The sequence below is a fragment of the Shewanella sp. 10B genome, from assembly GCF_023475885.1.
In the GTDB taxonomy this organism is placed as follows: Bacteria; Pseudomonadota; Gammaproteobacteria; order Enterobacterales; family Shewanellaceae; genus Shewanella; species Shewanella mangrovisoli.
This window is the reverse complement of sequence record NZ_JAMDJO010000003.1, coordinates 584504-608391: the sequence shown is the minus strand read 5'-3', so window position 1 is coordinate 608391 and position 23888 is coordinate 584504. Positions and strand designations below refer to the sequence as shown.

General features: G+C 49.1%; 21 protein-coding genes. 16 read left to right on the top strand and 5 right to left on the bottom strand.

Features of this window, described 5'->3' with window-relative positions:
- Window positions 1-7 precede the first annotated feature (7 nt).
- Window positions 8-766: a uridine phosphorylase gene (gene udp / locus M0415_RS14865; protein WP_011624236.1), complete on the top strand. Its 759-nt coding sequence runs from the start codon at window positions 8-10 to the stop codon at window positions 764-766.
- A 109-nt stretch (window positions 767-875) separates the two neighbouring features.
- Here the strand turns inward: udp and M0415_RS14860 are convergent, their stop codons facing one another.
- A complete protein-coding gene (locus tag M0415_RS14860) occupies window positions 876-1628 on the bottom strand; it encodes an outer membrane protein OmpK (protein ID WP_011624976.1) in 753 nt (250 codons plus the stop codon).
- Between the two features lie 487 nt (window positions 1629-2115).
- Here M0415_RS14860 and M0415_RS14855 point away from each other — a divergent pair, with 487 nt between their 5' ends.
- Genes M0415_RS14855 through M0415_RS14845 form a run of 3 tightly spaced genes read left to right on the top strand, consistent with a single transcriptional unit; the run spans window position 2116 to window position 4465 of the window.
- Window positions 2116-2586 carry an NfeD family protein gene (locus M0415_RS14855; RefSeq protein ID WP_220056637.1) on the top strand — a complete coding sequence of 157 codons (471 nt, stop codon included), beginning with the start codon at window positions 2116-2118 and terminating at the stop codon, window positions 2584-2586.
- An 11-nt stretch (window positions 2587-2597) separates the two neighbouring features.
- Window positions 2598-3533, top strand: coding sequence for an SPFH domain-containing protein (locus M0415_RS14850; RefSeq protein WP_011624233.1), 936 nt, complete (start codon window positions 2598-2600; stop codon window positions 3531-3533).
- Window positions 3533-4465, top strand: coding sequence for an SPFH domain-containing protein (locus M0415_RS14845; RefSeq protein ID WP_011718443.1), 933 nt, complete (start codon window positions 3533-3535; stop codon window positions 4463-4465). The genes M0415_RS14850 and M0415_RS14845 overlap by 1 nt, the downstream gene beginning before the upstream one ends.
- A 206-nt stretch (window positions 4466-4671) precedes the next feature.
- Here the strand turns inward: M0415_RS14845 and M0415_RS14840 are convergent, their stop codons facing one another.
- The 4 genes from M0415_RS14840 to priA form a co-directional block, all read right to left on the bottom strand.
- Window positions 4672-4896, bottom strand: coding sequence for a hypothetical protein (locus M0415_RS14840; protein WP_011624229.1), 225 nt, complete (start codon window positions 4894-4896; stop codon window positions 4672-4674).
- 302 nt (window positions 4897-5198) lie between these two features.
- On the bottom strand, window positions 5199-5894 hold the full coding sequence (locus M0415_RS14835; RefSeq protein WP_249556321.1) for an SPOR domain-containing protein: 696 nt from the start codon (window positions 5892-5894) through the stop codon (window positions 5199-5201).
- Between the two features lie 3 nt (window positions 5895-5897).
- Window positions 5898-7643, bottom strand: a complete 1746-nt coding sequence (argS, locus tag M0415_RS14830) for an arginine--tRNA ligase (RefSeq protein WP_249556320.1) — start codon at window positions 7641-7643, stop codon at window positions 5898-5900.
- 111 nt (window positions 7644-7754) lie between these two features.
- Window positions 7755-9965 carry a primosomal protein N' gene (gene priA, locus M0415_RS14825; protein ID WP_249556319.1) on the bottom strand — a complete coding sequence of 737 codons (2211 nt, stop codon included), beginning with the start codon at window positions 9963-9965 and terminating at the stop codon, window positions 7755-7757.
- 103 nt (window positions 9966-10068) lie between these two features.
- Between priA and M0415_RS14820 the strand changes: the two genes are divergently transcribed.
- From M0415_RS14820 to M0415_RS14765, 12 genes are all read left to right on the top strand, one after another.
- Window positions 10069-11259: a FimV/HubP family polar landmark protein gene (locus M0415_RS14820; protein ID WP_249556318.1), complete on the top strand. Its 1191-nt coding sequence runs from the start codon at window positions 10069-10071 to the stop codon at window positions 11257-11259.
- A 165-nt stretch (window positions 11260-11424) separates the two neighbouring features.
- The gene (gene rpmE, locus M0415_RS14815; RefSeq protein ID WP_011624224.1) at window positions 11425-11637 is read left to right on the top strand and encodes a 50S ribosomal protein L31; all 213 of its coding nucleotides are present in this window, start codon (window positions 11425-11427) and stop codon (window positions 11635-11637) included.
- Between the two features lie 511 nt (window positions 11638-12148).
- Window positions 12149-13393: a malic enzyme-like NAD(P)-binding protein gene (locus tag M0415_RS14810; RefSeq protein ID WP_011624983.1), complete on the top strand. Its 1245-nt coding sequence runs from the start codon at window positions 12149-12151 to the stop codon at window positions 13391-13393.
- A 213-nt stretch (window positions 13394-13606) separates the two neighbouring features.
- Window positions 13607-15517 carry an RNase E specificity factor CsrD gene (gene csrD / locus M0415_RS14805; RefSeq protein ID WP_249556317.1) on the top strand — a complete coding sequence of 637 codons (1911 nt, stop codon included), beginning with the start codon at window positions 13607-13609 and terminating at the stop codon, window positions 15515-15517.
- A gap of 238 nt (window positions 15518-15755) precedes the next feature.
- A complete protein-coding gene (locus M0415_RS14800; RefSeq protein WP_249556316.1) occupies window positions 15756-16634 on the top strand; it encodes an MSHA biogenesis protein MshI in 879 nt (292 codons plus the stop codon).
- Window positions 16631-17233, top strand: coding sequence for a PilN domain-containing protein (locus M0415_RS14795; protein ID WP_088210031.1), 603 nt, complete (start codon window positions 16631-16633; stop codon window positions 17231-17233). The genes M0415_RS14800 and M0415_RS14795 overlap by 4 nt, the downstream gene beginning before the upstream one ends.
- Window positions 17230-17880 (top strand): type 4a pilus biogenesis protein PilO, encoded by a 651-nt coding sequence (locus M0415_RS14790; RefSeq protein WP_249556315.1) that lies wholly within the window; start codon window positions 17230-17232, stop codon window positions 17878-17880. Before M0415_RS14795 ends, M0415_RS14790 begins: the two co-directional genes overlap by 4 nt.
- Window positions 17867-18184: an MSHA biogenesis protein MshK gene (locus M0415_RS14785; protein WP_249556314.1), complete on the top strand. Its 318-nt coding sequence runs from the start codon at window positions 17867-17869 to the stop codon at window positions 18182-18184. Before M0415_RS14790 ends, M0415_RS14785 begins: the two co-directional genes overlap by 14 nt.
- A 14-nt stretch (window positions 18185-18198) precedes the next feature.
- A complete protein-coding gene (mshL, locus tag M0415_RS14780; protein ID WP_249556313.1) occupies window positions 18199-19884 on the top strand; it encodes a pilus (MSHA type) biogenesis protein MshL in 1686 nt (561 codons plus the stop codon).
- A 6-nt stretch (window positions 19885-19890) separates the two neighbouring features.
- Window positions 19891-20820, top strand: coding sequence for an ExeA family protein (locus M0415_RS14775; protein ID WP_249556312.1), 930 nt, complete (start codon window positions 19891-19893; stop codon window positions 20818-20820).
- A complete protein-coding gene (locus M0415_RS14770) occupies window positions 20817-22130 on the top strand; it encodes a tetratricopeptide repeat protein (protein WP_249556311.1) in 1314 nt (437 codons plus the stop codon). The genes M0415_RS14775 and M0415_RS14770 overlap by 4 nt, the downstream gene beginning before the upstream one ends.
- Window positions 22127-23887 carry a GspE/PulE family protein gene (locus tag M0415_RS14765; protein ID WP_249556310.1) on the top strand — a complete coding sequence of 587 codons (1761 nt, stop codon included), beginning with the start codon at window positions 22127-22129 and terminating at the stop codon, window positions 23885-23887. The genes M0415_RS14770 and M0415_RS14765 overlap by 4 nt, the downstream gene beginning before the upstream one ends.
- The last annotated feature ends 1 nt before the right edge of the window (window position 23888 follow it).

Below are 23888 nucleotides of genomic sequence, written 5' to 3'. Positions count from 1 at the left end.
TTTCACGATGGCTGATGTATTTCACTTAGGTTTGACCAAAGCGATGCTCGATGGTGCCACTTTGGCGATTGTGCCGGGCGATCCAGAGCGTGTAAAACGTATTGCCGAGTTAATGGATAATGCTACATTCCTCGCAAGCCACCGCGAGTACACCAGCTACTTAGCGTATGCTGACGGTAAGCCAGTGGTGATTTGCTCTACCGGTATCGGTGGTCCATCAACGTCGATTGCAGTTGAAGAGTTAGCGCAATTAGGCGTGAATACCTTCCTGCGTGTTGGTACCACAGGTGCGATTCAACCCCATGTAAATGTGGGTGATGTGATTGTGACTCAAGCGTCTGTGCGCTTAGATGGCGCGAGCTTACATTTTGCACCTATGGAGTTCCCAGCAGTTGCTAACTTCGAATGTACCACAGCTATGGTTGCTGCGTGCCGCGATGCGGGCGTAGAGCCTCATATCGGTGTTACTGCATCTTCTGATACCTTCTACCCAGGTCAAGAGCGCTATGACACTGTGACTGGCCGTGTGACCCGTCGTTTTGCTGGCTCAATGAAAGAGTGGCAGGATATGGGCGTGCTGAATTATGAAATGGAATCAGCGACCCTATTCACTATGTGTGCGACTCAAGGTTGGCGTGCGGCGTGTGTGGCTGGCGTTATCGTAAACCGCACTCAACAGGAAATCCCGAACGAAGCGACAATGAAGCAAACTGAAGTCAGTGCTGTTTCTATCGTCGTGGCTGCAGCTAAGAAGCTACTGGCTTAATTCGCCGACGCGCTCCCCTGCAAAGCGAGTGTTGCGTGCGTAATAAAAAAGGTGCCTAAGGCACCTTTTTTATTCGCTATATCCGCTAAGGCGGACTGTATCACTTAGATTAGAAGTGGTACTGAGCAATTACAGAATAAGTGTCTTGGTCGACACCCTTCACGCCGTATTTGTTGGTCCACAGATCGTACTCGATACCGACAAGCAATTTATTTGCCTTGTGGTCACCAAATAGGCTCTTACCTAAATCGTATTTCAGCTGTGGGTTGAAGTGGAAGTTTTCTTCGTAGCCACTGTTATCCGTGGCAAATACCCAATCGATAAAGCCATCGAGCACGATATTGGCAGAACCCACAGGGATATCGATTCTGAAGACTGGGGTGAACTGCCAGCCATCACTGATATTGCCAGAGCTCATCGCATCGCGGCGATAGGTGTTGAAGTTAAGGTAGGTAAAGTAAGGTACGGCAACATCGACCCCTAAGCCATAGAGCAAGCTATGCACAGGGCCTTCACCTTCTTCGTAGGTGAGGGCTAATGAAAGATCGGTAATTGGGCCGAACGCAATTTTTTCGCCGAGGATTTTGCTCGCGCTAAAGCGAGGTGAAATCTCTCCGTAGGTGGTGCTATCCATGCCCGTGTGGTCGCCTTTGAAGTAGATAAAATCTTGGAAGGCAAACCAATCACCGTATTTCCATGCACCAGCGGTTTCGAGTGTGACTGTCGCTTGCTTGTCCGAAGGAGCCAAGTCGTAGTCTTCGCCATAAAGAGCGGTTGCACTGAAATCCCACCACTGTACTAAGTCACCAGCAAATGCTTGAGGTGAAAGCATTAATGCTAGACATAGGCATGTCTTTTTCATTGTTATTTCCTGTTGTAGGGGTAGAGGCTAAATAAAGTTGTACTCAGTTCCTGCTCCGAGGGCAGAACCTACAAACGGCTAGGGTGGAGCGGCTTGTATGGGTGCTGGCTGGGGGCAAGGTAAAAAGTGCGGGCAATATATGCAAAAATTTACAATTATTCAAAGTTTTTTATCGAATGTTGTTGTGAAAATCACATAATCAAATTGTGGATTTTTATGCGTTTAATTTATTGATTTTTAGTGGTTATTTTATTTGTTGATATGTTTTTGATGATATTGCGAGCTAACTTTTTGAATTGATTGTGCTTAATTTTAGAACAACTCGAGTCGATATTTTGCCGCGAGTCAATTCATCCCCTCATTTTCCCAAGTTAATTGTCTTGCCGTGCTTTTTAAATCGGCGTATAAATTTATGACATATTATGTCGCATATCTGTCACTCTGCTGCTATAGTGCCGCACAGGATGCTCTCATTTCAGGGGGGAATATGGAGTTTTCGAATCTGATTTTAGTTTGGTCTATTATCGGGATTATCTTGATGTTAGCCGAGCTGGTGATACCTGGAGGTATTGTCGTGCTACTCGGCGCCGCCTGTTTAGTGGTGGCTGGCGCCTTAGGAATTGGCCTAGTGGAAGGTGTGGTTCAGAGCCTGACATTGTGGTTTATTTCCGCCATCGTCTTATTACTCGCCTTTCGGCAAGTCACTCAAAAATTGGTTGGTGGAGATTCCCATGTGGATAACACCGATGAAGAACTTGATATCTACAATCAAATCGCCCGTGTTAAGCAAACCATAGGTCCAGGACAAACGACGGGAAGAGTCGAGTTCCAAGGGAGCGAATGGCCCGCATTGGGGGATGGTAGTATCATTGCTGCGGGCACTGAGGTCAGGATTATCTGCCGTGAAAACATTGCCCTAGTGGTTGAGCCTGTTGATCAGGCAACGTCTCAAAACTAAAGGATGAGTCTATGTTTGTGTTTACCTTAGTCATTTTATTTGTCTTGTTTATTCTCTATAAGCTGATGCTGATAGTGCCGATGCGTGAGGTGCATGTCATCGAGCGTTTAGGGAAATTTCGCACCGTACTGCAACCGGGATTCCACTTCTTAATTCCTTTCTTCGATCGCGTCGCATATAAACACGATACCCGTGAGCAAGTGCTCGACGTGCCGCCACAAAGTTGTATCTCAAAGGACAACACTCAGCTTGAGGTGGACGGCTTAGTGTATCTCAAGGTCATGGACGGCAAATTAGCGAGCTACGGTATTGAAAATTATCGTAAAGCTGCCGTGAATCTGGCGCAAACCACTATGCGTTCTGAAATCGGTAAGCTCACCCTCAGTGAGACCTTTTCCGAGCGTGATCGCTTAAATGAATCCATAGTGCGCGAGATTGATAAGGCGTCTGAGCCTTGGGGGATCAAAGTCTTACGTTATGAGATCCGCAATATCACGCCATCGCGCCATGTGATCCATACCCTTGAAAAACAAATGGAAGCCGAGCGTCGTAAGCGCGCCGAAATCACCTTGGCCAATGCCGAAAAGGCCGCGATGATCAATATGTCAGAGGGTGAGCGCCAAGAGGCGATTAACATTTCTGAAGGCCAAAAACAGAAGCGTATCAACGAAGCTAAAGGTACGGGGCAAGAGATTGCCATTATCGCTAAGGCTAAGTCAGAAGGCATGGCGATGATTTCCCAAGCATTAGCAGTCAATGGCGGTAACGATGCGATGAATATGCTGTTAAAAGAGCAGTTTATTGCTCAGGTCGGTAAGATCCTCAACGATTCGCAAGTGTCGGTTGTCCCCGCGGAAATGGCAAAACTCGAAGGATTCTTCGAAGGAATGGAACAAGTCACCCAAACCGTGGGTGGCCATAATGCAACTAGCAAAGGAGCACGCTAATGCAAATCCCATTGAATACTGATGTCGCGGTAATGGCCATTTGGGGACTGATTTTCGCCATATTTGTGATTAAACTGTTCCAATCCATCCGCTTAGTTCCCACTAAATCGGCTTATATTGTTGAACGTTTAGGTAAGTACCACTCGACGTTAGATGCGGGCTTCCACACCTTAATTCCTTTTGTCGATAAAGTGGCTTATATCCATGACTTAAAAGAGGAAACGATCGACGTACCACCACAGGAGTGCTTCTCCAGTGACGAAGTGAATGTGGAAGTCGACGGGGTGATTTATATCTCTGTTACCGATCCTGTGAAGGCCAGCTATGGCATCACGGACTATCGCTATGCGGCAATTCAATTAGCGCAGACCACCACGCGCTCAGTGATCGGCACCTTAGATCTCGACCGCACCTTCGAAGAGAGGGATGTGATTTCCGCCAAGGTAGTGGAAGTGCTCGACCAAGCGGGCGCCATGTGGGGGATTCGCGTACACCGCTATGAAATTAAGAACATCACGCCGCCCGAGACAGTGAAAAACGCCATGGAAATGCAAGTGAATGCCGAGCGTGAGCGCCGTGCATTACTGGCAAAGAGTGAGGGTGATAAGCAGAGTAAGATCAATCGCTCCGAAGGGATTAAAGCGGAAACAGTAAACCGCTCTGAAGGTGAAATGCAGCGCCGTATCAACGAGGCCGAAGGTAAAGCGGAGGAGATTTTAACCCTGTCGCGAGCCACTGCGGAATCGATTGAGCGTTTAGCGACTGTAATTGCCGCGCCTGGTGGTCATAACGCACTGCGGATGCAACTTGGTGAGCAGTACTTTAAGCAGCTCGATGGCTTAAGCCAGAAGTCCAGCCGTGTGGTGCTGCCCGGTAATATGGTCGATTTCGATTACTGGATGAATAGCATAGGCTTAAAAGAGAAAGCTTAATGCGCATAAACCATTCTGCGGCTTAAATATTCATCAGTTTAAGCCCCATAAACCTAAGGCCAAATAGTGATATTTGGCCTTATTTTTTGCGGTTTAGCATGGGATTAAGGATAAAAAAGCGGGTTAAAAATATCAGTTAACTGGCGCGGCGAATGGGGAACTCAATGCAGCCGTCCATTGGCGTATCGCGTCATCTTCAGCCGTGATTAATAGGCCAGACGCTCGGAAATTTCAGAGTGGGAATGGGTTTCGATAAGACGCGCTATGGTGTCTTGTTCGAGCACCGCTAAGGCCGAAATCTCGTTGTAAATCTTATCCTGCACATCTAGAGGCATGTGCACATGCTCCATATACATCCGGATGCTTAAGGCGTCACCGCTTTTGAACAGTTGGCTGAATTCAGAGGCTTCAATCTCGATTAATGCATTCATAATACTTCACCCTGAGGTTGGATTTTTGATGAGTAGACAACAGGTTTTGCTGTTACCTAAGAGATACGCCTAAGTTTGATCTAGGTCAATTAAACGCCATATTAATCTTTCTTAATAAACAAATTTACTCTTTAAAAATAGATGGTTATAAATTTCATAAAATGAAATTGTGACTTAGCTCAATGTTTGAAACGGGGCGAAAGAGGGTTGTTTGGGTAGGACTTCAGTTGGCGAGAAGATAAAAAATCGCGGCGCGTGATGGGTCACGCGCCGCGATGCTTAGACTGATTTTGCGAGCGGAATTACTTTGGAACGGCTAACAGTTGGCAGCCATTGATCCCCGCATTTTGCAAGGTGTGGCGTTTACGCTCGGCATCGCGCCTACGTTCGTAGGGGCCGAGGATAACCTTGTACCAAGTGCCTGAGGTGCCTTCAATTTGCCTGACCTGCGCTTCTAATCCTTGGAACGCAATCACGGCCTTCATCTGGTTCGCCTGAGACTCCTGACGGAATGAGGCGCACTGCAATTGATATTGCTGTGGTGTACGCGTCGCCACGACATCGGGAATATCTACTTCGACGTTTTTATTCTCAAGCTCGTCCAGATAGGTCCATTCTTCCTTAGGCTTGGGTGGCAAGGCGTTCGGATCTTTCTTCGGCGCTTCAACGACGGGCTTTTCTTCCACCGGCGCAGTCACTACCACGGCTTGGCGCTCGGCCTCTTTCACCTTAGGCGTCAGAATCGTTGCCGGTTCTTTTGCCTTAGTCGGCTTCTCGGTTTTCACCTCGACAGGCGCTTCCTGCTTGGCGGTATCTTTAATGCTAAACAGAAAATAGCCAAAACTGCCGACGGCAATAAAGGCGAACAGGATCAACGGGATCGGGAGCTTACGGCGAGGCGCAGCCTTTTTAGCAGCAGGCCTCGCTCGTGTTGCGCGCATGGGGCGCTGTTTCGCGCCCGCTTGCGGTCTTCTGTTGGCATAGTCACGATTGCTCATGGCTTACATCCGTTCTAGGGTTTCGATACCTAGTAGATTTAGGCCTTTTTGCAGCGTGCTCGCCGTCAGTTGTGACAGCAGTAAACGGCTCTGCTTTTGCTCGTCGTTATCGGCGGCAAGCACTGGGCAGGCCTCGTAGAAGCTAGAGAAAGCCCCTGCTAATTCATAGAGGTAACCGCAAAGTACATGTGGTTGGCCCTTGTCGACCACGCGGCTGAGGATTTCACCAAACTGCGCCAGTTTGTTACCTAAGTCTTTCTCTTTTTCGTGTTCGAGTACAATCTTGGCTTGGCTTAAGTCAATATCGGTTGCACGTTTGAAGATACCAGCAACGCGGGTGTAAGCGTAAAGCAGGTAAGGCGCGGTATTGCCTTCAAAACTCAGCATTTGCTCGAAGCTGAAGATGTAATCGCTGGTACGGTTTTTCGACAGATCGGCATATTTGACTGCGCTGATCCCAACAACGCGGGCAATTTCAGCTAAGGTCGCTTCATCCATATCTGGGTTTTTGCTGCGAACCAGCTCAAGTGCGCGAGTATTGGCTTCATCCAGCAGATCCACCAGTTTGACCACGCCACCGGTACGGGTCTTGAACGGACGACCATCTTCGCCATTCATGGTTCCGAAGCCTAAGTGTTCCAGTGACATATCGTTACGGACAAATTTGGCCAGCTTGGCAAGGCTAAACACTTGTTGGAAGTGCAGTGCTTGGCGTAAATCGACAAAGTACAGTACGCGGTCGGCTTTTAGCACGCTTGAACGGTAACGCATAGCGGCTAAGTCGGTGGTGGCATAGAGGTAACCACCATCGGCCTTTTGAATGATAACAGGCAGCGCCTCGCCTTCTTTGTTACGGAATTCTTCTTGGAAGACCACTTTGGCGCCGTTGCTTTGGGTCAGTAAACCTTGGGCGTCTAAATCTTTAACTACTTGCTCTAAGTCGGCGTTATAGGCGCTTTCACCGTGCACATCGGCGCGGGTTAAGCTCACCCCTAAACGCTCGTACACTTCGTGGCAGTGGCTTAAAGAAATGTCGTTAAATTCACGCCACAGTTTGTTGCAGTATTCGTCGCCTGATTGCAGTTCAACCACAAGCTGACGGGCACGGGTCGCGAACTCTGCCGATTCGTCAAAACGCAGTTTGGCGGCGCGGTAGAAGGTTTCGAGATCCGATAATTCTAATTGTGCTTGTTCGCCATTTTGCGCGCGCAATTCTTCCATGTAGGCCAGCAGCATACCAAACTGGGTGCCCCAGTCGCCTACGTGGTTTTGGCGGATCACTTTATGGCCTAAAAACTCGAGGGTACGCACCACACTGTCACCAATGATGGTCGAACGCAGGTGGCCGACGTGCATCTCTTTGGCGAGGTTAGGTGAAGAGTAATCCACGACGATAGTTTGTGGCGTTGGTAGCTTAATCCCTAAATGCTCATCGCTAATTGCAGCTTGTAATTGGTTCGCTAACGCGCTGTCATCAATGAAGAAGTTGATAAAACCAGGGCCTGCGATTTCAACTTTCGCTACATAGGCTGAGGCGGGTAGGTTGTCGATGATCAGCTGCGCCAATTCGCGGGGATTTTTACCCGCCGCTTTGGTTAGCATCATGGCTAAGTTGGTTGCCAGATCGCCATGGCTCTTATCCTTGGTTCGATCTACTTGAATTCGCGCCTCAAAATCCGCAGGCAAAATACCTTGTTGTTTAAAGGATTCGATAGTTTGTTCAAGTAATGATTGGATATGTGATTTCATGGATTAATTAGCTACTAACTTTAAGAATGAATACAGGGAATAACCGCGTATTTTAGCCGTTTGTGGTGACTAATTGCTATCTTCCCGATGATTTTTTATCAAATTATTGAATCACAACAGATCCTGCGGATCCCTATCTAGGCTCCAGCGACAACGTTTGGCCTCTGGCAGCTGTTCGATGAGGGGATAAATTCGCTCAAATTCCTGCTGTAATCTATGTCTGTGCTTGGCTTGAAACATCAATTGACGACGGAACTTACCGGCTTTTCTGTCGAGTGGCGCAGGCATTGGGCCGATGATTTCAAACTCTTTATCTTGGGGTAGCAGCGCTGCAAACGCATTCAGAAAGTTATCAGCATCCACGGCTGAGTGGGCTTCTGCGCGCACCAGCACCATGTGCCAAGCGGGAGGCAGCAGCGCCATTTGCCGCTCTTTTAATTGACTGCGGGCAAACTCGCCATAACCTCGGTGGAGCAAATCCCTCAGTATCGAGTTATCGCTCTGATGGGTTTGCAGCAATACAGTGCCGGGTTTGTTGGCGCGACCAGCACGGCCAGCAACCTGAGTATAGAGCTGGCCGAAGCGTTCTGGCGCCCTAAAGTCGGCGCTAAAGAGCGCGCCATCGACATCCAGTAATCCCACTAGGGTCACATCTGGAAAGTGGTGCCCCTTGGCAAGCATTTGGGTGCCGACCAAGATTTTGTATTCGCCCTTATGGATTGCGCTTAAGTGGCTTTCGAGCGACCCCTTAAGGCGGGTGGTATCGCGATCGATTCGCACCACGGGATACTTGGGGAACTCCTGTTGCAGTGCTTCGGCGAGTTGCTCAGTGCCGATACCTTGGCCCATCAACATGGTGCTGCCGCAATTGTGGCACTGCCTTGGAATGGCGTATTGGTTGCCGCAGTGGTGGCAGCGGATTTCTCCAAGGGATTGATGTACGGTAAAAAACGCATCGCAGCGGTCACACTCGTGTAAGTGCCCACACTCGTGGCACAGCAGTGCTGGCGCAAAGCCGCGGCGGTTCAAAAACAGTAATACCTGATTCCCTGCCTCTAAATGGCTGCGGATTTCGTTGATGAGTGGCGCCGACATCCCCGCCTTGAGGGGCAGGTTTTTGATATCGATAATTCCTTGGCGCACTTTTTTTGCATTACCCGCACGTTCCCCGAGTTGCAGGTGATGATATCGACCACTGAGGGCATTCTGCAGGGTTTCTAACGAGGGCGTCGCCGAACCTAAAATCACTGGGATCGATTCTAAATGTCCACGCATCACGGCGAGGTCGCGAGCGTGATAGCCAACGCCTTCTTGCTGTTTAAAGCTGCTGTCGTGCTCTTCATCGAGGATGATTACGCCGGGAAAAGCCATGGGCGTAAACAGGGCTGAGCGGGTGCCAATGATGATGGCGGCTTGACCACAGCGTGCCTGTCGCCAAGCTTCGAGGCGCTGGTTGTCGGTCAGTCCCGAATGTAGCACGGCCACATTGACTTTAAAGCGGCGCTTAAAACGATTAATTGTTTGCGGTGTTAAGCCAATCTCAGGCACCAGGATCAGCGCTTGCTTACCCTGCTTAAGGATATGTTCGAGTACGGCTAAATAGACCTCGGTTTTACCCGAACCGGTAATGCCCTCGAGCAGAGTGCAGTGGTATCCTTGCTGTTGGGTGAGCAGGGTGACGGCAACTGCCTGTTCCTTATTGAGTCTATGGGGGGCTTCATCGAGTTCGAGTTGGCTGCGCCAATCGAGATTGAGCTCGGCGAGTTTCTCGTGTCTGGCAATCCAGCCCTTATCCTCTAAGGTTTTGAGCGCGGCTTTATTCAGTTCTAAACTGATGACGTCTTCCTGTGTCAGGCTGGTTTGCTGTAATCGTTCGAGTAAGCGTTTTTGCGCCGGGGCGCGTTTTAATGTCTCAGGCGCAATATTGCTGCCCAGCTCTGTGATTTGCCAGTACTGAATTTTTTGCGGCGCGGCATCGAGCCCTTTACGCAGCGCTACGGGGAGCGCCTGTGTCAGCATTTGTCCTTGGCTGCAAAAGTAATATCTTGCGGCCCAGAGGGTTAATTTATAAAGCGATTCTGGCAATAAGGGCGCGTCATCAATAAACTCTATGACAGATTTTAGTTGCGTAGGGGCCAGTTCGCAGCTGTCGGTAATGGCGGTGACAAGGCCAATCAGTTGCTGGCGCCCAAAGGGGACTTTTACTCTTATACCAATCTGAGGTTGTAGAGCGCTTTCCTTACCTTGCTCATCGGTATCCACTCGATAGGTAAAGTTTTGCCGCATAGGCACAGGTAACGCAACTTCAACAAACAGTGACATATGCAGGTCGAGTCTTAAGGGAAATGAGGTTTAGTGTACTCAGCACGGCTAGCGAGGGCTAGTCCTAATGACAGTTTATCCAAGGATAGTTGAGAGTAAGTAAATGACTAAAATAGCGAAATCATTAGGACTATTCGCCTTAGTGTGTAGCGCTTGTGTGCAGGCGCAAGTTTCCCATGTGAGTGTCAATAGCCGCATGTTTGAATTGGGCGCTTACCCCAAAATGCGCGTCAATGTGATCACCGATAATCAGGATATGACTCGGCTTGAATTTGCGGTGCAGCAGTCAGGCGGTGAAGAGAAACTCATGGCCGAGCAGCTTAACCGTTTCTTGGTTTTGTTAACGGGTGTGGAGGATGTGACCGACCCCAAGGCGCGGCTGTTGGTACGTGAATATCGTGTCGACCGTTGGTATGAAGTGAAAAATCTGCCACTGTTTGATAATGCTTCATCTGCGGTATCACCCTTAACGCAAGCAAAAACGGCGGTTGTGAAATCAAGCAAAGTGGCTGCAGCCGAGACCAGTCAGCTGGCGGCAAGTTCTGCTAAAAGTGACACAACTCCAGTTAAATCAACTAAGATTGTGCAAGAGGTGAATTTAGTCACCGCTGAGGCTGATGTTGTGCCCGTTGCGCCTGTTGTTGTGGCTGCGGTGACTACAGAAGTAGCGGCTACGCCTCGCGCCTCTGGATTTACCTTCCCAGAGGATAAGACTGAGATTAAAGCATCCTCCACCTCGAGTTCGTCCGTAGTGGCATCTGATGAAGCTAAATCTAAGGCTGTTAAATCAGAAGTGACTAACTCTGATCCATCTAAATCTGAGCCATCTAAATCTGAGCCATCTAAAGCTGATATGCCTACTCCTGAGCCGTCAACAATAGAAGTCGAGAGCGTGCAGGGCGTTGCAGAAGTGCCAGCTGATGTACCAAAAGTCGATAAGAGTACGACTACTATTGGTTCGCCCGAAGTTAAGGCTGCCGAAGCAACTAATGCAGAGGCTAAGCTTGTGAGCTCGATAAATGCCAATGCAACAAACTTGGGTGGGTGTATGTTGGATTATCACAATGAGACGTTATGGCGCATTGCCAATCGCTATGCCCCTGAATGGAAAGTGAGTGTCTATGGCGCCATGCTGGCGATCCACGATGCAAACCCTAAGGCATTTTCGAAGAATCGAATTAACGCGCTGAAGAAAGATGCCACGCTTTATTGTCCATCGGCTGAGATACTTGCGCGTTATCCCGAAGCGCAGGTGGCTAAGACAAGTTTCGAAGATAGAGAGGCGGGCAGATAAATGTTCGCGAGCAAGTAGATTATCGTGAAAATGCTCAGATAATCTACTTGTATCCGCGTAGGTGATACTGTACTATTCTGCGCCCTAACATATCGTTATTAACTGCATGTGGTGTCCGACTTCGGGTTGGAAGAGCGACATGGCCTTACATTTGAGGTAATCCCAATGAAACCAGGTATCCACCCAGAATATGCAGTAATCACTGCAAACTGTACTTGTGGCAACGTAATCAAAGTAAACTCTACTGCTGGTAAAGACCTGCACTTAGACGTTTGTGGTGCATGTCACCCATTCTACACAGGTACACAGAAAGTTGTTGATACAGGCGGTCGTATCGACAAGTTCAACAAGCGTTTCGGTATGCTTGGCAAGAAATAATTGCGTAAGCAATGTTTCTAAAAAAGGCGCCTATGGCGCCTTTTTGCTTTCTGGCCTTCTGGCACAAAATCGCTACTCTTCTGCCTTTCTGGTACGACTTCACTTAAAAAAGCATCAAAGTCACTTAATAGTAGGCTAAAGCCGCCTAAATCGACTTATTTATAGCAATTAACTATAAGATAACGCAGTTAGCTATCTCTATTGTAATTTAATCAACATTTTTGGCTTTATTAGGCATTTTTCCATTGCTTTAGCGGGTTATGTTCGTTTGTTTCCTACAAATTTAAACAGATAATCATCCTTTATTGGCAGAGATAAGTTTATAAAACTTGGCTTAGAGAGATAAATCTGTCGCAAAGGCGAAATTTCTCAATATCTTATTTAAAAATTAACCCAATTGGCGTATCTTACCCCGACCTGCCACACTGTTTAAATCGCCCGTAAATGAGGTGATCTTGGGTTGGTCGGCCTTACTTCCATACTTATAAATGTCGCATTTCAGGATGTTAAAATGTCAGATATTCGTCAACAAGCACTCGATTATCATGAATTCCCCGTTCCCGGTAAAACCGCAGTCTGCCTCACTAAACCTGCTGAAACCAGCCATGACCTCGCGCTAGCCTACAGCCCAGGTGTTGCTGAACCGGTACGTGAAATTGCTGCTAATCCTGACAATGCCTATCGTTACACCAACAAAGGTAACACTGTCGCTGTTATCACCAACGGCACGGCCATTCTGGGTTTAGGTAATTTAGGCCCATTGGCGTCAAAACCGGTGATGGAAGGTAAGGCTCTGTTGTTTAAACACTTTGCGAATATCGACTCGACCGATATCGAAGTGACCCACAACACCACTGAAGAGTTTATTAACACTGTAGCGGCTATTGCTGGCACCTTTGGTGGTATTAACCTCGAAGACATCAAGGCGCCAGAGTGCTTTGTTATCGAGCGCGAATTAATTGAGCGTTGTAATGTGCCTGTGTTCCACGATGACCAGCACGGCACTGCGATTGTGACGGCTGCGGGTATGATCAACGCCTTAGAAATCCAAGGCAAACTGATCAGCGATGCGACCTTTGTGTGTATGGGTGCTGGCGCTGCTGCGATCGCCTGTATGACCATGCTGGTAAAATGTGGTGCAAACCGCGCCAACATCTACATGTTAGATACCAAAGGCGTTATCCATACGGGTCGTACCGATCTGAATGAATACAAAGCTTTGTTTGCAAACGATACCGACAAGCGCACTTTGCAAGATGTGATTAAAGGTGCCGACGTATTCTTAGGTTTATCTGGCCCTAACGTGATTGGCGCTGAAGAAGTGGCCATGATGGCGGATAAACCAGTGATTTTTGCCTGCTCAAACCCAGATCCTGAAATCAAACCTGAGCTTGCTCACGCGACGCGCAGCGATTTAATCATGGGTACTGGTCGCAGTGATTATCCAAACCAAGTGAACAACGTTCTGTGCTTCCCATTCATTTTCCGTGGTGCCTTGGATGTGCGTGCATCGTGCATTAACGATGAAATGAAAGTGGCTGCAGTACATGCGATTGCAGGCCTAGCCAAAGAAGAAGTTCCAGCGAGCGTGCTTAAGGCTTATCCAAAGGTGAGTTCATTAAGTTTTGGCCCTGAATATGTGCTACCAAAACCTATGGACCCACGTTTATTACCTCGCGTTGCCCGCGCGGTCGCGCAGGCTGCGATTGATTCGGGTGTTGCAGCAATCACTACGCTGCCACACTACGCCGATTAAGCGCGAGTTCGACTAACCTAAAAGAGGCTAATTAGCCTCTTTTTTGTTTTTACTCGGGATAAAAATTCTGCCATGTGAATCCTTTGAGCGGCGTTGAAAACCAATCCTTGGTTGCCTTTTGGCTTATGCTACTGAATAATCTTGAGTAGCATTTGTTTAACTCGTGTTAAGAGTGCACCGATAATTATAATAATCCTGCAGGATAGCGGCTCGATGAAATTCACTCGAATGTTAACTACAAAATTAACCAGTTTTTGGTTAATGTCCTTGGCCGCTATCGCCTTTGTCTTTTTACTCAGCGCCATGATGAGCTTTGTGCAGTTGACCTATAAGTTTCAACAGCAAAAAGTGACTGAGCTTGAATCCCTACTTATTGAGCATTATCAAACTCAGCCCGATTGGGAGTTAGAGTCTTGGTTGCCGCCTATGCTGCTGGCGTACAATGCCGTCGAATTCCGTTTGACCATGAAGAGCGAAGTGCTCTTTGCCTATCAGGGCAATGTGCAGACGCAAAATGCCATGGTGTATACCCATTTGCTCGATCCCAAGTCGGGATTGAATATGACCCTCACGCTGCCACAGCCCTTCGAGCATTACAGCGTCAGTTGGTATGAGCTGCTCATTTTAGGCGTGGGCTTGCTGGCAGTCATTGCGCTGGTGCGTTTTGGCCATGTGTGGTTTTCACAGCAGTTGGATGGTATTGAAGAACTTGCCCAGCGTAGCCGACTGATTTTGCAGGGCAAGCACGAACAAGCACTCGCGACCCCGGGCAATGGTAAGCCGAGGCTGATCAACCGAGCCTTAACAAAGCTGCTCGAAGAATTGCAGGACGCCCACAAAGAACGTGGCCGTTTCGATAAGTTTATTCGTTCCAACACTTTTTTAGATGCGCAAACCCGTATCGGTAATCGACTGTTTTTAAACAACCGTCTGGATGCCTTGAGCCATGATCAAGGCATGGTGGCCCACGGGGTGATTTATCTGTTGGAAATGGATGACCTCGATTTACTGCAACAGGCGAAAGGGGAGAGCGCGGTTAAAGAGTTGCTCCATGCGACAGTTAACAGCATTAACTCTATTTTGCAGACCTTGCCCAACAGCATCTTTGCGCGCCGCTCCCATAATCAATTTGCGATTGTCGTGCCCCATGTGTCTTTGATTGAGGCCGACCAACTTGCCAGTAAATTACTCAAAGTCTGTCTGAGCCAACCTTTGCCCGACGATGTGGAGAATCAAGACAACTTTTATCACTTGGGCTGCGCTTACTTTACCGCCGGAGATAATGTTAACCAGCTGCTCGATGAAGCAGATATGGCATTACGTGCAGCGCAATTACAAGGTAACAGTAATTGGTTTATGTATGATAAGGGGGCGATTGATGAGGAGTTTGCCAAAGGCTCAGTGCGTTGGCGCAGCTTCTTGGAGAATGCTTTAGTCCAGCGGCGTTTTTATCCCTTTAGCCAACCAGTGATGGATTCTGACGGCGTTGAACATCACAAGGAAATCTTTACCCGGGCGCGGGATAATCAGGGCGCGTTAGTTCGGGCGACACTCTTTATCCCTATGGCAAACAAATGCGGTTTGATGCCTCAGGTAGAGCGGCAGATGATTGAGCGAGTGTTGGGCTTGTTGGCGCAGGAGCAACATAAAAATCAAGTCTATAGTGTGAACTTGAGCCTAGATACCTTGATGAGCCGCGCCTTTACTCAGTGGCTTAAAACCACTCTGCTCGAATATCGCCATTTGACGCCACAACTGATTTTTGAGGTGTCCGAGGACATCGTTATCCAGCACCAAGATAAGCTTAAGCCTAAGCTGGATATGATCCGTAAGATGGGCGCGCGACTGTGCGTTGACCATGTGGGTCAACAAGTGGTGGGCACTTACTATATTCGTGAATGCCATTTCGACATGATTAAACTCCATAGATCAATTGTGCGTCATATTCATTTACGACCAGAAAATCAATTGTTTATCCGTAGTCTTATCGGTGGTTTATATCGCACCGAAGTGCAAGTCTGTGCCGAGGGCATCGAAGTCTTTGAGGAATGGCAAACCCTACAAATCCTCGGTGTGGGTATGGCGCAGGGCATGTATTTTAGTGAGCCAATTGAGGTGCAATAGCGGGGAATTATTTCCTCAGCGTATGTGATCGCTGTGGAAGAATAGGGCCAAAATGTCGGATTTCTCTATAAAATTCACTGATTAGCGGCTAAACTAGCCTGTGCCAAAATTATGACGCTGGATATGATGGGTTTCACATTTTGCAGGTGATGCACATTATCCTTATTTCAGTTTTGGACGTTTGTTATTCGCGCTCTTATGACTCAAGCTTTAACTTTATCGGAAGACAGGCATTTTTATGGATAAAGGACTTTTTGCTCGGTTGGCCTTTTGGCGAGCCAAACAGGCTGGTTCGGCGCTCGGTGTTTATGTCTGTGCCGATAAGCTGTGGGTCTATGCTCCCGCGACTAAAAGTCTTGCAGAACAATGGGTTTCCTATGAACTGCAACAGGAGCAATGGCAACAGGCCTTTGCCAAACTTGCCAATGCCTTTCCCCACGCTTCCTTACAAATAGTTCTTGGCAGTGGCCGCTATCAATTGCTTGTGGCCGACAAACCGAATGTCGATAGTGACGAATTAGCCCAAGCTTTACTCTGGTCTATCAAAGACATGGTGAATATCCCTGTGCCGCAAATTCACTTGGATTACTTTGAGTCACCCCTGCCGAGCAATAAGCTCAGTGTGGTTGTGGTCGATAAAGAAAAGTTGCGCGCTATGGTGCAGGCCATCAGCGATCAAGGTTTAAGTGTGCTAGGCATTAGCATCGAAGAATTAGTCATGACCAACCTGTTTGATGAGGATAATCAGGCGAGATTGGTCGTGAGCCATCATACAGGGCAAGAGTTATTGCTGACTGTGGTCAAGCAAGGTCAGCTCTATATGCAGCGCCGAGTACGGGGCTTTACCGAGCTGGATAAGGCCGAAGTCGATGAGCTTAATTACGGACTAGCGGATAACTTAAGCCTAGAAATTCAGCGTTCTATGGATTACTTTGAAAGCCAATTGCGCCAGCCTCCGGTCGCCTCAATTGAATTATTTGCCGACGGCGCAGTGGATGCCTTGGCTAAGTTGGTATCGGCTAACTTTAACCAAGCCGTTAATGTCGTAAATAAGCGTGCCGTGGGCGCGAGCATGGCGGGATTAGCCTTTAGTGAACTTTCACGAGGTGCCGAGTGATAAAATCGAGAGTCAATCTATATTCTGCGGCATTATTACCCCCAAAGCAGAGCCTAACCTTCGCGAAATTAATGAGTTATACCTTAGGCTTGGTACTGGTCTGCGCCATACTCGCGGCCTTTAGCTACTGGCAATTAACCGAGTCTCAGCGGGCACTAAGCCAAGCCTCTACGCAAAAACAGCAATTCGATCAGCAAAAGGCGGAGCTTGAAGCGCAAATCGCCGCCCGTAAACCCGATCCTGAGTTAGTTGCGCGCGTCGAGCTAGAGTCACAGCAGCTCGAGTTAAAACAATTATTGATGAGCGAATTAGCTCTGCGTTCGTCCTTAACCAGCCGAGGTTTTGCGCCCGTGCTGAAGGATTTAGCTATGGTGGCCGATGCGAGTGTCTGGCTGAACCATATTGTGATTAACGAGCAGCACTTTATGTTTGAAGGCTTTGCCGATCATCCGCAGAGCATTCCGCAATGGGTGGGCAAGTTAAAGACAACCAACACCTTAAAAGGTCAGGCTTTTTCGTCTATGACCATGGATCGCGGTGAGGATAAACCGCTGGCTTTCACGCTGACGAGTGAGACCCCAGAGGAGCAAGCGCGATGAAAGCCCAATTTGAACAGTTAGCGCAAAAGTTTGATGCTCTCAGCCAGCGCGAGCGCGGGCTTATCGCTCTCGCCGTATTAGTGCTAGTCGCCATGTCGGCCTATATGCCTATCGAGTCGCTGTGGAAACAACAGCATTCGACGGCGCAGCAAGTGAAGGCGTTAGAGCAAGAAAACAAGATTTCGATGCAACAGATTGATTTATATCAGCAGCGATTGGCTATGGATCCTAACCAGGACTATCGTCAGCGTTTAAACTTGTTGCAGCAACAGAATCAAGAGATTGATGCTCAGCTCAACGAGCAGATGGTGGACATGGTGCCCGCCGATTATATGCCTGAGCTATTAGGTAATCTGCTTGGGCAGGTTCAAGGTATTAAATTACTTAAGTTTACCTCGGTTACGCCCGTGCCACTCCTTGCCGTGGGTGAAGAGAAAAAGCTAAATCTCTATAGCCATGGAATACGCATGAGCTTGGAGGGGGATTATTTTTCTGTGCTGCGCTTTGTTGAAGCGGTAGAGGCTATGCCCGACAAACTTTACTGGAAACGACTCGACTATAAAGTAGCCGAATACCCTAAGGGGAAAATCGATATTGAGCTTTATACCTTGAGTATCAATAAGGACTTTATCAGTGTCGCTAAATAAGCCTTATATTTTCATTGCATTATTGGGGTTGTCGGCCCAAGTATCGGCCGAAACCTTAAGGGATCCGACCTTGCCCGGTAAAGGCTACTCGGCCACCGGCGCCGTGACTCAGAACCAAAACAAAGCCCTAGTGCTTAACAGCATTGTCAGCTCGGGCAACACGGCCTATGCCGTGATCAACAATAAGATTGTGTCCGTGGGAGACAGCATTCAAGGGGTTAAAGTGGTGCGTATCACTCCCTCGTCGGTCTCCTTGTCTGACGGACGGAAATTAGCATTATTTCAAGCAATAATAGAGAGATAGGGAATAACACTCAGATGACAGCTATTAAATATATTACGCCTCTACTCTCACTTTGCCTTATGGCCTGCCAAACCACGGATAGACCGCAGCCCGTCGCCTCAAAAGAAGCGCTGGCCACCTCGATGCAAACCGCGAGTCAGCCAACGCCTCCACCACCGGCCACTATGCCCGATGCGGTGCAGCGTGAGCTGAACGCCAATGCCATGATGGGCGGGTTAACTCCGCCAATGGAGACGGAGCGTCGTATCGATGTGTCTGCCAATGATGTGGATGCGAGAGTGTTTTTCCCCAGTTTAGTGCAGGGCACGCCTTTTAGCGTGGCGGTGCATCCCGAGGTGCAGGGTACGATTTCATTGTCACTTAAAGGCGTGACCCTGAGTGAAGCTATTCAAGTGGTGGAAGATATTTATGGTTATGAGGTGAGCCGTGAAGGGCGCATCCTGCGAGTGTTCCCTGCGGGCATGCGGACTGAGACTTTCCCATTAAATTACTTATACATGGAGCGCGATGGTCTATCGCTGACCTCTGTGAGTTCGGGCCGGATCTCCGACAATAACAACTCGAATAACAATAACTCCAATAACAACAATTCGAACAACGGCAATTTTGGCAACAACAGCAACAATAACAATTCCAACAACGGTAATTACGGCAACAATAACAGTAGCGATAGCACCAACGGCACCTTTATCCGCTCGCGCACTAAGACCGATTTTTGGGGCGAGTTGAAAGAAACCTTGAGCGCCATTATTGGTGACACTGGTGGGGGTCGTCAGGTGGTGGTGACGCCACAGGCGGGATTAGTGACCATTCGTGCTTATCCTAATGAGCTGCGCCAGGTACGTGCCTTTTTAAATTCCGCCGAAAGCCATCTGCAACGCCAAGTGATCCTCGAAGCGAAGATCCTCGAAGTCACTTTGTCTGATGGTTATCAGCAAGGTATTCAATGGGATAACGTATTGGGCCACGTAGGTAATACCAATATTAATTTTGGCACCTCTGCGGGCGCAGGTTTGAGCGATAAAATCACCGCTTCCCTCGGTGGCGTGACGTCCTTAAGCATTAAAGGCTCGGATTTCAATACCATGATTAGCCTGCTCGACACCCAAGGCGATGTGGACGTGTTGTCCAGCCCAAGGGTGACGGCATCGAACAACCAAAAGGCGGTGATTAAGGTCGGTACCGACGAGTACTTTGTCACCGACGTGTCATCGACCACAGTGGCGGGCACCACGCCTGTGACCACGCCTCAGGTAGAGTTAACGCCGTTCTTCTCGGGCATCGCATTGGATGTGACGCCGCAAATCGACAAAGACGGCAATGTGTTACTGCACGTGCATCCTTCGGTTATCGATGTTAAAGAACAAACCAAGGACATTAAGGTCAGCAGCGAATCCTTAGAACTGCCGCTGGCACAGAGCGAGATCCGTGAATCCGATACCGTTATCCGCGCAGCCTCAGGCGATGTGGTGGTGATCGGTGGTTTGATGAAGAGCGAAAATACCGAAGTGGTTTCTCAGGTGCCGCTGCTCGGTGATATTCCGCTCGTCGGCGAATTGTTTAAAAACCGCAGCAAGCAGAAGAAGAAAACCGAGTTGATTATCATGTTAAAGCCGACCGTAGTAGGCAATGATACTTGGAAAAACGAGTTAGAGCGTTCTAAGACCTTACTCGACCGTTGGTATCCAGAAAATAAGTAAGCTTTCATGTATTTGAAGCACTTTGGACTCAGCCAAACGCCATTTTCGTTAACACCTAATACCGGATTTTTTTTCGGGTTATCCCCGCACGTAGAGGCGCTGCAAGTATTGCAGACCGCCCTACAAACCGGGGAAGGTTTTATCAAAGTCACCGGCGAAGTGGGCACGGGCAAAACCTTAATCTGCCGTAAGTTGATTAATGAGCTGCCGCAGGGCTTCCATTGTGCGTATCTTCCCAATCCTTATCTCACCCCCGCCGAGCTGCGCTGGGCGGTGGCCAATGAGCTTGGGTTAAAATACACCAGTGAAATCGATCAGCAGCAACTCACCGGACTTATCCAGCAACAATTACTCGCCCTGAGCGCCCATGGCCACGCCATTGTATTAGTGCTGGACGAAGCGCAGGCCTTGCCCGATGAGAGCCTCGAAGCACTGCGACTGTTTACCAATCTTGAAACCGAGAGCCGTAAGTTGTTGCAAGTGGTGCTCTTTGGTCAGCCCGAGTTGGATGAGCGATTAAAGCGTCAAGCCTTTAGGCAACTGCGGCAGCGCATCACCTTTAGCTACAGTCTGCGGCCGTTAACCTGGGACGAAACCGATGCCTACATTCGCTATCGCTTAGCGGTGGCTGGCTATGCGGGACAAGCCTTATTTGGCCCTAAACTGACCCGTAAGATTGCCGAGGCGTCACGTGGCATTCCAAGATTAATCAACATTTTAGCCCATAAGGCCCTGATGCTCAGTTTTGGCGAAGGCGCAACGCAAGTGCGTATGGCCCATATCAAGGATGCGATACAGGATACCGAAGATGCCAGTCGCGGCTCGCAAAGGTGGCCAGCGTATATGGCGATCGCACTGATAGCATGTGCAGCGGCGATTGGGGCATTACTGCTCTCTGGCGTTAACCTGCAACAGTTGTGGGGAGGCGTCGCATGAGTGTGATCAACAAGATGCTGCAGGATCTCGATAAGCGCCAGCAGGGGCATTCCCTCAGCAATGTCGCTGTGCATCAGGCACAGTATTTCGGGCGCCCCAATTCATCGCGCAAATGGTTAGTCATCAGTTTAGTGTCACTGCTGGTGGGTGGCTTATCGGTCTACGCTTTTCAGGTGAGTTACGGCGTAAAGAGCGTCGCGGATGACAGTGTAAATCCTGTAGCGAGTGCGCAAACTCAGCCAGATAACGCCAGCCTACAGACTGATACGAGTCCTCTGGAAACAGAAACGACTACACCAAATCAGCCTACTGCAGAGATGGCGCAAGTGAGTCAGTCGTCGACAGAGGCTCCTGCAAAGGATATATCTGAGTTAGCAGAATCTGCCCCAAGTGTGGCTCAATCTCCCCGTGTAAATACGGCGCCCTTAGAGCCAAGGAGTGAGCAGACAACCGAATCAGTTGCGGCAAACACCTCAACTGATATACCTAACAAGGCGGCATTAACCCAAGAGTCGGTGCTGGCCCAAAGTGAGCCACAACAGGTTACTGCGAAAGTAAATCAAGCAGAAGTTAACGCAAATCAGAGCGAAGTAAAAATAACTCAAACAGACCCTAAGGCGAGTGAGCCCGTCGTGCCTGCTGCGACTCAAGCTTCGAGCCAAGCTTCAAGCCCAGCTTCGGCTCAGGCTCAGTCAACGGGGCAAATGGCGATTCGAGAAGTGAAGTTATCACCAAGCCAACTCGCGCAAAAGCAGTTAGTGTTGGCGGCGGATGCTGAAAAGCTGGGGCAGTTGGTTAAGGCGATGGATTACTACGCTAAGGCACTCAAGCTTGACCCGAGCTTGCACGAGTCGCGCAAACAACTGGCGGCACTGCACTATGGTCAAGGGGAGCTGACTCAAGCGGCCGAAGTGTTGGCGCAGGGACGATTGCTTTATCCGCAAGAGTTTGAATTTGCTTTGCTATTGGCAAGGGTGCAACATGCTATGGGCGAGACAGATCTGGCTCTTACTAGCCTTGCTCAAATTCCCGATAGTCATCCTTTAGCTCGACAAAAGTGGTTAGCGCAAACGGATTTGGCTCAAAAACAAGGGCAATATTCGTTAGCTGAACAGGCTTACCGCAAGTTATTGCAGCAGGAGCCGCAGCAGGGGAAATGGTGGATGGGATTAGCCTATGCCCTCGATTCACAGCAGCAATTCGGCCCCGCCAGTCAGGCCTATCGCACCGCCTTAAGTTATTCAGGCCTGTCGAGCCAAGCCACGGCTTTTATTGAACAACGTTTACAACAACTAGGAGATAGCCAATGAAACCCAGATTAAAGATGCGTTTGGGCGATCTGTTAGTTCAAGAATCGATTATTACCGAAGAGCAGCTACAACAAGCCTTGGGTGAGCAGCGTAAGACTGGGCATAAGCTCGGCCGAACCCTGATTGAGCTGCGCTCCATTACCGAAACCCAACTGCTGCAATTTTTGTCGCAGCAGCTCAATTTGCCACTGCTAGATATCAGCAAACGCCCCATCCCCGCCGAAGTGGTGAGCCTTATCCCCGAGGTGCAAGCGCGGCGTTTTCGCGCCCTCGCGGTGGAAGATAGGGGGGATACGGTATTAGTGGCCATGAGCGATCCGGCGGATTTGCAGGCGCTCGACCATCTAGAGATTTTAATCGCACCGAAAAAGCTCAGTGTCGCGGTCGCCCCCGAGCAGCAATTACTGCAAGCCTTCGATAACCTGTATCGCCGCACCGACCAAATCGTGCAAATCGCCGGTAAGCTCGAAGAGGAATATGCCGCAGATCAAATGTTTGATCTGGCGAGCCTGACCTCGAGCGATAGCGATAATGAAACCACAGTCGTTAAGCTGCTGCAGTCGATTTTTGAAGACGCGGTGCAAATGCGCGCCTCGGATATTCATATTGAGCCCGGCGAAAAAGCGCTGCGGATCCGCCAACGTATCGACGGCCAGTTACACGAGACCATTCTAAACGAGGTCAATATTGCTGCGGCCTTAGTATTGCGCCTTAAGCTTATGGCTGGGCTGGATATTTCTGAAAAACGTCTGCCGCAGGACGGGCGTTTCCATATGGAAATTAAGGGCCACAAGATTGACGTGCGTATGTCGACCATGCCGATTTACCACGGCGAATCTGTGGTGATGCGTCTACTCGATCAATCCGCAGGCTTGTTGACTTTAAACGAGACTGGGATGCCGCCGCATATTTTGGCGCGTATTCGTAAGCAGATTAAACGCCCCCACGGCATGTTGCTGGTGACAGGGCCAACGGGTAGCGGTAAAACCACCACCCTGTATGGCATCTTAAGTGAGCTCAATACTGCTGATCGCAAAATCATCACGGTAGAAGATCCGGTCGAATACCAATTGCCAAGGATCAACCAAGTTCAAGTTAACCATAAGATTGGACTCGATTTTTCGAACGTGCTGCGTACCACCTTGCGTCAAGACCCGGACATTATCATGGTCGGTGAGATGCGTGACCAAGAAACCGTGGAGATTGGTCTTAGGGGCGCACTTACGGGTCACTTTGTGTTATCCACATTGCACACTAACGATGCGGTGACCAGCGCGCTACGTTTACTCGATATGGGCGCCGCCAGTTACTTAGTGGCGAGCGCGCTGAGGGTGATTATTGCCCAGCGTCTAGTGCGCCGCGTGTGCCATAACTGTGGCGTGGAATATCAGCCTACGGCGCAGGAAAAAGCCTGGCTGAATAGTGTGAGTCGTCAGGACTTTTCATCGGCCAAGTTCCGCATTGGCACTGGCTGCCAAAGCTGTAACGGCAGTGGTTATCGCGGCCGTATCGGTATTTTTGAGATCCTTGAATTGGATGAGAAGATGATCGATGCGATGCGTACCGGTAATCCACAGGATTTTGCCCGTGCAGCCCTGCAAAGCCCGAATTTTACCCCGCTGGCCGAGTCGGCACTGCAATATTTGAGCGAGGGCATGACGACCATTGAAGAGGTGGCTAAGCTTGTTGAGGATGTGAGTGAGTCACAGGTGCCACTCTCGCGGGATATTATCAGTCAGCAAGGCGTTGAGGCGTAAT

Excerpts from the sequence above, each read along its gene's own strand:
- priA (WP_249556319.1), bottom strand. The coding sequence starts at position 9,965 with ATGTCACTGTTTGTTGAAGTTGCGTTACCTGTGCCTATGCGGCAAAAC.
- M0415_RS14860 (WP_011624976.1), bottom strand. The coding sequence starts at position 1,628 with ATGAAAAAGACATGCCTATGTCTAGCATTAATGCTTTCACCTCAAGCA.
- M0415_RS14855 (WP_220056637.1), top strand. The coding sequence starts at position 2,116 with ATGGAGTTTTCGAATCTGATTTTAGTTTGGTCTATTATCGGGATTATC.
- M0415_RS14840 (WP_011624229.1), bottom strand. The coding sequence starts at position 4,896 with ATGAATGCATTAATCGAGATTGAAGCCTCTGAATTCAGCCAACTGTTC.
- M0415_RS14775 (WP_249556312.1), top strand. The coding sequence starts at position 19,891 with ATGTATTTGAAGCACTTTGGACTCAGCCAAACGCCATTTTCGTTAACA.
- csrD (WP_249556317.1), top strand. The coding sequence starts at position 13,607 with ATGAAATTCACTCGAATGTTAACTACAAAATTAACCAGTTTTTGGTTA.
- M0415_RS14790 (WP_249556315.1), top strand. The coding sequence starts at position 17,230 with ATGAAAGCCCAATTTGAACAGTTAGCGCAAAAGTTTGATGCTCTCAGC.
- rpmE (WP_011624224.1), top strand. The coding sequence starts at position 11,425 with ATGAAACCAGGTATCCACCCAGAATATGCAGTAATCACTGCAAACTGT.
- M0415_RS14810 (WP_011624983.1), top strand. The coding sequence starts at position 12,149 with ATGTCAGATATTCGTCAACAAGCACTCGATTATCATGAATTCCCCGTT.
- M0415_RS14765 (WP_249556310.1), top strand. The coding sequence starts at position 22,127 with ATGAAACCCAGATTAAAGATGCGTTTGGGCGATCTGTTAGTTCAAGAA.
- mshL (WP_249556313.1), top strand. The coding sequence starts at position 18,199 with ATGACAGCTATTAAATATATTACGCCTCTACTCTCACTTTGCCTTATG.
- M0415_RS14770 (WP_249556311.1), top strand. The coding sequence starts at position 20,817 with ATGAGTGTGATCAACAAGATGCTGCAGGATCTCGATAAGCGCCAGCAG.
- argS (WP_249556320.1), bottom strand. The coding sequence starts at position 7,643 with ATGAAATCACATATCCAATCATTACTTGAACAAACTATCGAATCCTTT.
- M0415_RS14850 (WP_011624233.1), top strand. The coding sequence starts at position 2,598 with ATGTTTGTGTTTACCTTAGTCATTTTATTTGTCTTGTTTATTCTCTAT.
- M0415_RS14820 (WP_249556318.1), top strand. The coding sequence starts at position 10,069 with ATGACTAAAATAGCGAAATCATTAGGACTATTCGCCTTAGTGTGTAGC.
- udp (WP_011624236.1), top strand. The coding sequence starts at position 8 with ATGGCTGATGTATTTCACTTAGGTTTGACCAAAGCGATGCTCGATGGT.
- M0415_RS14835 (WP_249556321.1), bottom strand. The coding sequence starts at position 5,894 with ATGAGCAATCGTGACTATGCCAACAGAAGACCGCAAGCGGGCGCGAAA.
- M0415_RS14845 (WP_011718443.1), top strand. The coding sequence starts at position 3,533 with ATGCAAATCCCATTGAATACTGATGTCGCGGTAATGGCCATTTGGGGA.
- M0415_RS14800 (WP_249556316.1), top strand. The coding sequence starts at position 15,756 with ATGGATAAAGGACTTTTTGCTCGGTTGGCCTTTTGGCGAGCCAAACAG.